12 protein-coding genes and 1 pseudogene are annotated in these 10,285 nt (G+C 68.3%); 7 read left to right on the forward strand and 6 right to left on the reverse strand.

What is annotated here, in order from left to right; all coding sequences use genetic code 11:
* A pseudogene (locus B9G38_RS18570) lies at nt 1-123 on the reverse strand (IS6 family transposase); the annotation flags it as partial.
* 97 nt (nt 124-220) lie between these two features.
* Between B9G38_RS18570 and B9G38_RS11690 the strand changes: the two are divergent.
* The 4 genes from B9G38_RS11690 (at nt 221) to B9G38_RS11705 (ending at nt 3,340) form a co-directional block, all read left to right on the forward strand.
* Nucleotides 221-397, forward strand: coding sequence for a protein translocase SEC61 complex subunit gamma (locus B9G38_RS11690; protein WP_086220482.1), 177 nt, complete (start codon nt 221-223; stop codon nt 395-397).
* Entirely contained in the window at nt 397-849 is a 453-nt protein-coding gene (locus B9G38_RS11695) for a transcription elongation factor Spt5 (RefSeq protein ID WP_049931127.1), read from the forward strand. Before B9G38_RS11690 ends, B9G38_RS11695 begins: the two co-directional genes overlap by 1 nt.
* A 121-nt stretch (nt 850-970) precedes the next feature.
* Nucleotides 971-1,933: an archaeosortase A gene (artA, locus tag B9G38_RS11700; RefSeq protein ID WP_049931130.1), complete on the forward strand. Its 963-nt coding sequence runs from the start codon at nt 971-973 to the stop codon at nt 1,931-1,933.
* Between the two features lie 159 nt (nt 1,934-2,092).
* Nucleotides 2,093-3,340: an MgtC/SapB family protein gene (locus tag B9G38_RS11705; protein WP_086220483.1), complete on the forward strand. Its 1,248-nt coding sequence runs from the start codon at nt 2,093-2,095 to the stop codon at nt 3,338-3,340.
* Nucleotides 3,341-3,393: 53 nt separating this feature from the next.
* Here the strand turns inward: B9G38_RS11705 and B9G38_RS11710 are convergent, their stop codons facing one another.
* The 3 genes from B9G38_RS11710 to dph5 all read right to left on the reverse strand — a co-directional run bounded on the left by B9G38_RS11710 (nt 3,394) and on the right by dph5 (nt 5,143).
* Nucleotides 3,394-3,768 carry a CBS domain-containing protein gene (locus B9G38_RS11710; protein ID WP_086220484.1) on the reverse strand — a complete coding sequence of 125 codons (375 nt, stop codon included), beginning with the start codon at nt 3,766-3,768 and terminating at the stop codon, nt 3,394-3,396.
* Between the two features lie 114 nt (nt 3,769-3,882).
* Nucleotides 3,883-4,269: a CBS domain-containing protein gene (locus tag B9G38_RS11715; RefSeq protein WP_049931137.1), complete on the reverse strand. Its 387-nt coding sequence runs from the start codon at nt 4,267-4,269 to the stop codon at nt 3,883-3,885.
* Nucleotides 4,270-4,345: 76 nt separating this feature from the next.
* Complete coding sequence (gene dph5 / locus B9G38_RS11720; protein WP_086216107.1) at nt 4,346-5,143, reverse strand: diphthine synthase; 798 nt, start codon at nt 5,141-5,143, stop codon at nt 4,346-4,348.
* Between the two features lie 174 nt (nt 5,144-5,317).
* Here dph5 and B9G38_RS11725 point away from each other — a divergent pair, with 174 nt between their 5' ends.
* From B9G38_RS11725 to lrpA1, 3 genes are all read left to right on the forward strand, one after another.
* Nucleotides 5,318-7,213 (forward strand): 2-oxoacid:acceptor oxidoreductase subunit alpha, encoded by a 1,896-nt coding sequence (locus tag B9G38_RS11725; RefSeq protein WP_086220485.1) that lies wholly within the window; start codon nt 5,318-5,320, stop codon nt 7,211-7,213.
* A gap of 3 nt (nt 7,214-7,216) precedes the next feature.
* A complete protein-coding gene (locus tag B9G38_RS11730; protein ID WP_086220486.1) occupies nt 7,217-8,155 on the forward strand; it encodes a thiamine pyrophosphate-dependent enzyme in 939 nt (312 codons plus the stop codon).
* A gap of 82 nt (nt 8,156-8,237) precedes the next feature.
* The gene (lrpA1, locus tag B9G38_RS11735) at nt 8,238-8,666 is read left to right on the forward strand and encodes an HTH-type transcriptional regulator LrpA1 (protein WP_086220487.1); all 429 of its coding nucleotides are present in this window, start codon (nt 8,238-8,240) and stop codon (nt 8,664-8,666) included.
* A 39-nt stretch (nt 8,667-8,705) separates the two neighbouring features.
* Here the strand turns inward: lrpA1 and B9G38_RS11740 are convergent, their stop codons facing one another.
* On the reverse strand, nt 8,706-9,179 hold the full coding sequence (locus tag B9G38_RS11740) for an N-acetyltransferase (RefSeq protein WP_049931147.1): 474 nt from the start codon (nt 9,177-9,179) through the stop codon (nt 8,706-8,708).
* A gap of 135 nt (nt 9,180-9,314) precedes the next feature.
* Nucleotides 9,315-10,285 (reverse strand): DUF5915 domain-containing protein (locus B9G38_RS11745; protein WP_143415428.1); only part of this gene is annotated, 971 nt, incomplete at its 5' end.

Here is a 10,285-nt window from a genome sequence, read left to right on the forward strand (position 1 = left end):
TGACATACCGGCCAAGTGACAGCGGATCCCTATTTCAATCGCCCAGCGTGGAGTTCGATCTCGCTCCACAAACGACAAGTCGATCCACGCGATACGTTCGCTGAGGCGGTCGAATTCTGCCATAGACTCTCAGAACTCGTCCGCCTCATCCTCTAACTTAACGCGACCCCCGAGCCGCATCAAAAGGTAAAAACCGTCTCGTCTCGAATTCGCTGGTAACATGGACGTTCCGTACGACCCCAACAGCTACATTCGGGTGCTGAAGCTGGCGAGCACGCCGAGCACCGACGAGTTCCTCCAGGTGTCGAAGATCGCCGGCGCCGGGATCCTGCTCATCGGGTTCATCGGCTTCCTGATGTTCGCGATCATGAGCCTCCTCCCGGGGGTCGGCGCGTAATGCCGATCTACTCGGTCAAGACGACGGCGAGCCAGGAACGCACCGTCGCCGACATGCTCGCCGAGAAGGAGACGCCCGAGATCCAGGCCGTCATCGCCCCCGACCAGCTCACGAGCTACGTGATGGTCGAGGCGACCGACGGGGCCGCGTTCGGCCGGATTCTCGACGAGATCCCGCACGCCCGCGGCGTCATTCAGGGCGGCGACGGCCCGGCCGAGAGCCCCTTCTCCGAGGTCGAGCACTTCCTCTCGCCGACCCCGGACGTGGAGGGGATCGCCGAGGGCGACATCGTCGAGCTGATCGCCGGTCCGTTCAAGGGCGAGAAGGCGCGCGTCCAGCGGATCGACGAGGGGAAAGACCAGGTGACCGTCGAGCTGTACGAGGCGACCGTCCCGATTCCGGTGACGGTCCGCGGCGACCAGATCCGCGTCCTCGACAGCGAGGAACGGTAAGGCCTCCGGCCGGCCGATCGGCGCGGCGGCGGACGAGGAAGCGCGAGCCGACCCGACCGTCTGACGCCGGGATCGCACGCAACGACAAGGGCTTTATTCGACGACGACGGACCGTAGCGATATGTTCGGCCACGGCGCGCCGGCGGTGTTGAGCGTGATTCCCGACACGTTCACGTTCGCGTGGATCGTCGCGATCCTCTTCGCGACGGCGTGGCTGCTCGACGAGCGCGGGCTGGCCGCCGGTCGCGCGCTCGCGGCCGGGACGTGGGCGCTGTTCGGGCTCTTCTGGCTGTCGACGGTGCCGTACTTCGCGTTCGAACACCAGAGCTACGTCGAGTCGATCCTCGCGCTCGTCGGCTTCCCCGCCAGCGTGTACGCGGGGTATCTCCTCTACGACGGGCGCGCGTCGCTTTTCACGCTCACGCGGGCCATCGCGATCATGCTCTTCATCTACCTCCCGTTCGAGACGATCCCGGCGTTCACCGTCGGCGGGGTCGCGGTCCCGGAGCCCCGCCGGATCCTCATCGAGGTCGTGGCGACGCAGACCGGTGCGCTCATCGACCTGCTCGGGTACGCGCCGGAGGCGGTGACGAGCAGGGAGGGGTACGAGGCGGCGTACTCGTGGACGCTGGACGACGGCCACACCGTCATCATCCACATCGTACTGGCGTGTACGGGGCTGGGGAGTATGGCCATCTTCGGCGGCCTCGTCGCCGCCGTCGAGGCGCCGCTCGCGCGGAAGCTCCGCGCGCTCGCGGTGTCGATCCCGCTCATTTACGTCCTGAACATCTTCCGGACGACGTTCATTTCGGTGGTGTCTGGCAACCAGTACATGCACTGGTACCCGGACCTGGTGATGACGATGTTCGGCGCGACCGACCCGTACCGGGTGTCGTTCCTCATCTCCGACCGGATCATGAGCCAGCTGCTGGCGGTCGTGGCGCTCATCGCGATCACCTTCCTCGCGGTGCGCGAGCTACCCGAGCTCGCGGTCATCTTGGAGGACGTGCTCTACCTCATCACCGGCGAGGAGCACGACCTGACCGAGGCGCTCGACCTGCCGCGCGAACCGACGAACCGATAGGGCGGCGGGTCCGCGACGGCCCCGCTTTGGAGATACTATAGATTACTATATAGCAAGCTATAGACGTAGCGGGCCGGAACGGTCGGTCATGACTACGAGGGCGCGAGACGGACCGTCGGGCGCCGGTCCGAGAGCGCGGTCGCGCGGAGGTGGGCGGCGGTGATAGGCGGGGTCGACCCGTTCGTCTACCTCGAGACGAACGTCGCGAAGCTGGCGTTAGCGACCGCGCTCGGCATGTTCCTCGGGCTGGAGCGCGAGTGGTCGCAGAAGTCGGCGGGGATCCGGACGTTCGCGCTCGTCAGCCTCGCGGCGGCGGTGTTCTCGCTCGTCGACGAGCCCGGGCTGCTCGTCGTCGGCGGCGTGCTGGTGGTCGCCAGCGCGGTGTTACTGGCGGTCCGGAGCTTCGTCGAGGCCGAGGTCGACGGGCTCTCGCTGACCACGTCGGCGTCGCTGCTCGTCACGTACGGGGTCGGGGTGCTCGTCGCCGAGGAGTTGTTCATCGAGTCGGTGACGGTGGCGGTGCTCTCGTCGCTGCTCTTGGTGTTGAAACGGGAGCTCCACCAGTTCGCGTGGGGGCTCTCGCGCGAGGAGGTGCGCAGCGCGGTGGAGTTCACCATCCTCGCGTTCGTCGTCTTCCCCCTCCTCCCCGCCGAGACGATCGACCCGTGGAACGCGGTCCAGCCGCGGCTCGTCTGGTCGCTCGTGGTCGCGGTCAGCGCCATCGGCTTCGTCAACTACGTGCTGGTGAAGCGGTATCAGGGGCGCGGCTACGCGGTGACTGGGTTCTTCGGCGGGCTCGTCAACTCGACGGCGGTCGTCGCCGAGATGGCGAAGCGCGCGAAGGGGCGCGCCGACCTCGGCGAGATCGCGGTGGGGTCGATCCTGCTCGCCAACGCCGCCATGGCGTTCCGGAACGCCGCGGTCGTGGCCGTCTTCGTCCCCGAGGCGGCGCTCGTCGTCGGCGCGCCGCTCGGCGCGATCACGGTCGCGGGGATCAGCGTCGCCGTGTGGCGGAGCGACTGGCGGACGACGATGGAGGCGGAGCTCACCTCGCCGTTCAGCCTCGGGAACGCGCTCACGTTCGGCGCGCTCTTCCTGCTCGTGCTGCTCGCCTCCGCGGTCGCCGAGCGGACGTTCGGCGCTGGCGGGTTCGTCGCCACCTCCTTCCTCGCGGGGCTGGTGTCGTCGGGGACCTCGACGACCACGGCGGTCTCGCTGCTCGGGACCGGACAGATCGGCGTCGACACCGCGGTCGCGGGCGTGGTCGCCGGGACGGCCGCCAGCATCCTGGTGAAGACGGCGTTCGCGGCGAGCATCGCGCGCGAGCTGGTCAGACCGGTGTTCCTGTGGAACCTCCTGTTGATCGCCGTGGGCGTGGTCGCGGGGGCGCCGCTGTTGCTGTTGTGAGGGCCCGCTGAGTCCGGTGGGCGAAGTGGGTCAGGCAGCCCGTCGGACCGGCCTCAGGAGATGTGTGCGGCGATGTCCGTCGACGACATCATCCCGACGTAGTCGTCGTCGACGACCGGGAGGTGTTTCACGCCGTACATGGTCATCATCGCGGCGACCTCCTCCAGCATGAGGTCCGGCGTCACCGTCTCGACGTCTTCGGTCATCACGTCGCGGACCGTCGTCGCCTCCGGGTCGCTCCCGTCGGCGACCGCTCCGACGACGTCGCTCTGCGTGAGGATACATCCTCCGCCCGTCGTCACGACGAGCGCACTGATGTTCTCGTCGCGCATCCGCCGGGCGGCCTCCCGGAGCGGCGCGTCCGCCCCGATCGTCTCCAAGGGCGTCGACATCACGTCCGCGACGCGGGTCCTGTCGTCGAGATCCATACCGCGCTGTGTGTTACCATGTTTCATTACTCTTCCGGAACGCACAACGCGACGCGATCTCGACTCGGACGCGGCGCCGTCACGCGGCCTCGGGCCGTCCCGGCGCCCGACCCGTCAGCCTCGCCGCGAGAGGTACGCCGTGAGGTCCGTCGTGGAGACCATGCCGATCGGTCTGTCGTCGCCGTCGGTCACCGGGAGGTGGGTGTAGCCGTGTGCGGTCGGCTCCGCCAGCTCCGCGACGGTGTCTTCGCGGCCGACCGTGACCACGTCGGTCGTCATGAACGCCTCGACCGGCGTCCGGTCTTTCGGGTCGTTGTCCCGGACGAGGGCGACGAAGTCCGTCGCGGTGATCAGCCCGGCGAGGGCCCCGTCGGAGTCGAGGACGAGGAGAGAGCTACCCCCGGACTCGCGCATCTGCTCCGCCGCGTCGGCCGCCGCGGCCCCGCGTTCGATAGTCGTCAGGTCGGTCGACATGAGTCGATCTACCGGCACGTCATTCATGGTGCGTGCCAACGCCCCACATAATAATCAAACGCGCGGTCGGTTCGGGGGCGTTCGCCTCGCGACCGCGGACGCCTCACTCGTCGACGAGCGACTCGGGGGCGCCGGCGAGACCGACGAGGGCGTCCGCCTCGACGTGATGGAGGTCACCCGGGATCACGAGCAGGTGGAGCGGGTCACCGAACTCGCGGTCGGCGAGCGCGCTCAGACGGTCGGCCGCGACGACCGCGTCCGGCGAGCCGGCGCGGGCGACGACGACCGCGAGCTCGTCCGCCCACTCCTCGGCCAGCAGTCCGGCGGCGACGTCCGCGGTCATGTACTCCTCGTGGTCGGGGTCCGGACCGGCGGGGCCCGTTCCCACCTTGATGTCGAGGTAGACGACGGTGTGGAGCCCGCGCTCCCGGTTCGCCTCGATCGTCTCGACCACGCTCCCGGGGACGTCGTCGCCGCCGTGAGCGTACGGGAACGGGAGCGTCGTCGCCTTGCCGAACCGGTAGTTCTGGAGCCCGGTGAGACTCGACGCCGCGGACTGGGCGGTCACGCCGTGGATCACGCGCGTGTCGATCCCGCGCTCCTCGGCGCGGAGGCGGAGGTCGGTGTGGGTGGTCGAGATCATCGTGTCGCCGGCGGTACAGAACGCGGCGTCGCCGGACTCGGCCGCCGCGAGTATCGGCTCCGGGTCCTGCTCGACGCCGGCGCGGTCGCGCACCTCGACGTCGACGCCGTGGTGCGCCTCAAGGTCAGCGACGTCGGCGCCGACCAGTCGGCTGGTGTAGAACTCCGCGAAGACCCTGTCGGCCGCGCGGAGCGCCTCCCGCCCCTCGACGGTGACGGAGCGCTCGTCGCAGAGACCGAGCCCGATGAACGTGAGCATACCCGGAGTCGGCGCGCGGCGAATGAAAAGAACGCGGAAAATCGGCTCGGCAGCGCGAGAACATTTGACACCCTAATAGACCTTCATGATTGTCCCTTGGGATTCCATAGCAAGCCATAAGAGGGAACCAACACAAGTTCAGGCCACGAGGCCCACTCGGGCTCACATACCATTATGACTGACGACGAACTCATCTGGCGGATATCGGGGGGATCCGGTGACGGGATCGCTTCCACCAGCCAGAACTTCGCGAAGGCCTTGATGCGATCGGGGCTCAACGTCTTCACGCATCGGCACTACCCGTCGCGAATCCGCGGCGGCCACACCTACACGGAGGTCCGCGCGTCGGCGGACCCCGTGAACTCCCGGGGCGACGGCTACAACTTCCTCTTAGCGCTCGGCGACTCGTTCGCTCGGAACCCGTCCGAGGGCGCCGTCTACGGCAACGAGGAGATCAAGCCCCTCTCGGAGAACCTAGATGAGCTCCGCGAAGGCGGGGTCATCATCTACGACGAGGGGCTGCTCGACGCCTCCGAGATCCCGAACTTCGAGGAGCGCGCCGAGGAGAACGACTGGCACGTATTCCCCCTCGACCTCCGCGGACTCGCCCGCGACATGGGTCGCGAGGTCATGCGCAACACCGCCGGCGTCGGCGCGACCTGCGCGATCACCGGCATGGAACTCGACCACGTCGAGGACCTGATGCGCGACGCGATGCCGGAGAAGATCCTCGACCCGAACCTCGAGATCCTCGAGACCGCCTACGAACAGGTCCAAGAGGAGTACGACGTCGACGCGCCGGACGTGTCGGTCCCGACCGGCGAACACGACGAGACCCAACTGCTCATGTCCGGGTCGGACGCCATCTCCTACGGCGCCATCGACGAGGGCTGCCGGTTCATCTCCGGCTACCCGATGACACCGTGGACCGAGGTGTTCACCATCATGACGAAGAACCTGCCGAAGCTCGGCGGGATCTCCGAGCAGGTGGAAGACGAGATCGCCGCGGCCGCGCTCGCGGTCGGCGCGTCCCACGCCGGCGTCAAGGCGATGTCCGGCTCTTCCGGTGGCGGGTTCGCGCTGATGTCCGAGCCGCTCGGGCTCGCGGAGATGACGGAGACGCCCGTCGTCCTCGTCGAGGCCATGCGCGCCGGTCCCTCGACCGGGATGCCGACGAAGCCGGAGCAGTCCGACCTCGAACACGTCCTCTACACCTCGCAGGGGGACTCCCAGCGCGTCGTGCTGGCGCCCGGCACCGTCGAGGAGGCGTACGAGCAGTCCCGGCTCGCCTTCCGGCTCGCCTACGGGTACCAGATCCCGACGATCCTGCTGTACGACCAGAAGCTCGGCGGGGAGATGACGAACGTCCCGAAGAGCCACTTCGACCGGGAGGCGAACCCGGACCTCGGGAAGACGCTCTCGGAGGACGCGCTGTCGGAGCAGCCCCACGGCGACGACGGGAAGTTCCACCGCTTCCAGCACGAGGTCGACGACGGCGTCTCCCCGCGGTCGATCCCCGGCCAGAAGGGAGGTCGCTTCCTCGCGACCGGCAACGAGCACGACCCGACCGGCCACATCAGCGAGTCCCCGGACAACCGGGTCGCGCAGATCGACCGGCGGGCCGAGAAGCTGGCGGCGATCCGCGACGACCTCGACACGGTCGACACCGGGTCGTACGCCGGCCCGGAGGACGCCGAGTACGGCATCCTCACGTTCGGCAGCCAGCAGGGAACCGTCGAGGAGGCCGTCGGTCGCCTCAACGACGCCGGCGTCTCGGTGAAGTCGTACGGCGTCTCGGACATGCTGCCGTTCCCGACCGAGCAGGTCCGGGCGTTCATCGAGAGCGTCGACGAGGTGCTGGTCGTGGAGATGACCGCCTCGGGACAGTTCCGCGGGCTCGTCCAGAAGAACCTGGGCCAGTACGGCGAGAAGCTGTCGAGCCTGCTGAAGTACAACGGGAACCCGTTCGAGCCGGCGGAGATCGTCGACGGGTTCGAGACCGCGATCGTCGAGGGCGACGGCGACGCGCCCGGCCATCAGACCACCTTCGTCCCAGCCGCAGGTGACTAAGCAATGAGCACGTTTTCAGCAATCGGAGAAGAGCGAGAGATCGACCGCGACGAGTACACCCCCGGCGTCGAGCCGCAGCCGACCTGGTGTCCGGGCTGCGGTGACTTCAGCGTCCTGAAGGCGCTCAAGCAAGCGCTGCCGGAGGTCGGGCGCACGCCCGAGGAGACCCTGCTGTGTACCGGGATCGGCTGTTCGGGCAAGCTGAACAGCTACCTCGACACGTACGGGTTCCACACGATCCACGGGCGCTCGCTGCCCGTGGCCCGCGCCGCGAAGCTCGCGAACCCCGACCTCGAAGTGATCGCCGCCGGCGGCGACGGCGACGGCTACGGGATCGGCGGGAACCACTTCATCCACACGGCCCGGGAGAACCACGACATGACGTACATCGTGTTCAACAACGAGATCTTCGGGCTCACGAAGGGGCAGACCTCCCCGACGAGCCCGAAGGGCCACAAGTCGAAAACGCAGCCTCACGGGAGCGCCAAGGAGCCGATCAAACCGCTCTCGATGTCGCTGAACGCCGGCGCCTCCTACGTCGCCCGCACGGCGGCGGTGAACCCGAACCAGGCGAAGGAGATCATCGCCGAGGGGATCGAACACGACGGGTTCGCGCACGTCGACTTCCTCACGCAGTGCCCGACGTGGAACAAGGACGCGCGCCAGTACGTCCCGTACATCGACGTCAACGACTCCGACGACTACGAGTTCGACATGACGGACCGCGTCGAGGCCCAGGAGATGATGCGGACGACCGAGGAAGCCCTCTACGAGGGCGAGGTGCTCACCGGCCGCTTCTACGTCGACGAGGACCGCCCCTCCTACGGAGAGGAGAAGCGCTCGATCGGCGAGATGCCCGAGGAGCCGCTCGCCGAGCGCTACTGGGACGACGACTACGAGTGGGAACGCTCCCACGACATGTTCCTCGACAAACACGCCTGAGCCGACCGGCGGCCGTTCACGACGCGGCGAGTTCGTTTTTTGATTCGCAAGGTCTTTTTTCATTGGTGACAAACGTACTCATATGAGTACTGTATCGACAGAGGAACGGATCCTTTCCGTGTTAGAAGAGGACGCACAGGCGTCCTGCGGGGAGATCGCCGAGCGAGCCGACGTCTCGAAACCGACGGTGCGGAAGTACATCGACCGCCTCGAGGAGCGCGGCGTGATCGTCGGCTACTCCGCGGAGGTCGACCCGAAGAAGCTCTCTTCGCAGTCGATCGCCATGGTCGGCATGGATGTCGACTCGGGGCGGTACGTGGAGGCCACGCGGGATCTGAAGTCGCTCGACGAGGTTCAGGCGCTGTACACCTCCTCGGGCGATCACATGCTGATGGCGGAGGTCCGCGCCGGCGACGGCGACGAGCTCGGCGACGTCATCTCGGAAAAGCTGCTCGGCGTCAACGGCGTCACCGCGGCCCACCCCTCGTTCCTCCAGGAGCGGCTGAAGTGAGTCGGCCGAGAAGCGGTTCGTTTTGACTGTCGACGCCTCTCAGGTGAGCGCGTCGGGGTCCGCGACGACGATCGATTCGTCGCCCGCCGGGCTCCGCCGGGTCCCGCGAGGCGCGAACCCGTGCGCGCTGAAGAACTCCTCGGCGCTGGGGCGGTCCGAGGGGACGGTCGCGCGGAGCGTTTTCACCCCGCGGTCGGCGAGCGCGCTCCCCACGCGGGCGAGCAGCTCGGCCGCGACGCCCTCGCCCGCGCGGTTCGGGTGAACCCACAGCGCCAGTAGCTCGGCCTCCGTCCCGTCGGGATCCGGGTGCGCGATGGCGAGCCCGACGGGCCCCTCCTCGTCGTGTTCCATCAGGAACGACCACTCCGCCTCGGCGGCGGCCTCGCGGACGCCGGCGGCGGACACGTCGAGCAGTGGCGCGCCGATGTCGTCGAACACCGTCTCCTCGCGGGCTCGTGAGACCGCCGTTCGCAGGTCCTCCGCGTCGTCGGGGCGAGCCGCCCGGACATCCATGTTCGACCGTGAGTAAAGAACGCACCTATAGGTTTCGGGATGCGAATTGTTCCCACAGTATCGGTCGACGAAAGCTCCGACTCGTCGGGCGAGGATCGCGACGCGTTAAGCGAAAGCCGCGGCCCGTCGGGGTCGTTACGCGACCGGTTCGACCCCGATCGTGACCGCGACGCCTTCGACCTCCCACTCTTCGACGAGTCCGCCGTCGGCGTCGGCGGCGTCGCTCGCGTCGTCGAGCCACGCGTCGGCGCGCACCTCGCCGGCGATCAGGTCGGCGTGCTCGTCCACGAAGCCGGCGACCCGGTCGTCGTCGACCGCGACGCCGACGCGAATCCGCGCCTCAACGTCGAGGTCCAGTTCCTTGCGCATCTCCTGGACCCGGCGGATCACGTCGCGGGCGTACCCCTCGGACTCGATGTCGGGCGTCAGCGAGGTGTCGACGTAGACGGTGCCGCCATCGAAGTCGGCCCCGGAGACGTGCTCCGGCGGCTCCGCGACGTATTCGACCATCTCGTCGTCGAGGTCGACGGGCTCGCCGTCGACCGCGACCTCGCCGCCCTCGACCTCGGCGCGGGTCGCGCCCTGAACCGCCTCCATCACCTTCTGGGCGTCCCCGCCGAACGCCGGCCCGATGGCGGCCATCTGCGGCTCGGCGGTCTCGACCAGTTCGTCGAAGGCGTCGGTGACGACCACGTCGCGGGCGTTGACGCGGTCAGCGATCAGCGCTTTGAGGCGGTCGACCGCGGCCGCAACCGTCTCGTCGTCGGTCTCGACGACGACGCGCGGCACGGGCCAGCGGAGCTTGCGGCCAGCCTGCTGGCGCGCGTTCGCGGCCGCCTCCTCGATGTCGCGGAAGGCCGCCACGTCGCGTTCGAGGTCGTCGTCGCGCAGGTCCGCGTCCGGCTCGGGGTACGACAGCGCGTGGACCGTCGTCGCCTCGCCGTCGAGCCGCTGGTACATCCGCTCGGTGAGGTACGGGGCGATCGGCGCGAGCAGCCGGATCACCTCGTCGAGGACCGTCGCGAGCGTGGCGTACGCGCCGCGCTTCGAGGGGGAGTCGGTCTCCTCCCACATGCGGTCGCGGACGGCCTTCACGTAGAACCGCG

This window comes from Halorubrum sp. SD612 (assembly GCF_002135005.1).

Coding starts and splice junctions, on each gene's coding strand:
- B9G38_RS11690 (WP_086220482.1), top strand. CDS start 221: ATGGACGTTCCGTACGACCCCAACAGCTACATTCGGGTGCTGAAGCTG.
- B9G38_RS11695 (WP_049931127.1), top strand. CDS start 397: ATGCCGATCTACTCGGTCAAGACGACGGCGAGCCAGGAACGCACCGTC.
- artA (WP_049931130.1), top strand. CDS start 971: ATGTTCGGCCACGGCGCGCCGGCGGTGTTGAGCGTGATTCCCGACACG.
- B9G38_RS11710 (WP_086220484.1), bottom strand. CDS start 3,768: ATGGATCTCGACGACAGGACCCGCGTCGCGGACGTGATGTCGACGCCC.
- B9G38_RS11715 (WP_049931137.1), bottom strand. CDS start 4,269: ATGAATGACGTGCCGGTAGATCGACTCATGTCGACCGACCTGACGACT.
- dph5 (WP_086216107.1), bottom strand. CDS start 5,143: ATGCTCACGTTCATCGGGCTCGGTCTCTGCGACGAGCGCTCCGTCACC.
- B9G38_RS11725 (WP_086220485.1), top strand. CDS start 5,318: ATGACTGACGACGAACTCATCTGGCGGATATCGGGGGGATCCGGTGAC.
- B9G38_RS11730 (WP_086220486.1), top strand. CDS start 7,217: ATGAGCACGTTTTCAGCAATCGGAGAAGAGCGAGAGATCGACCGCGAC.
- lrpA1 (WP_086220487.1), top strand. CDS start 8,238: ATGAGTACTGTATCGACAGAGGAACGGATCCTTTCCGTGTTAGAAGAG.
- B9G38_RS11740 (WP_049931147.1), bottom strand. CDS start 9,179: ATGGATGTCCGGGCGGCTCGCCCCGACGACGCGGAGGACCTGCGAACG.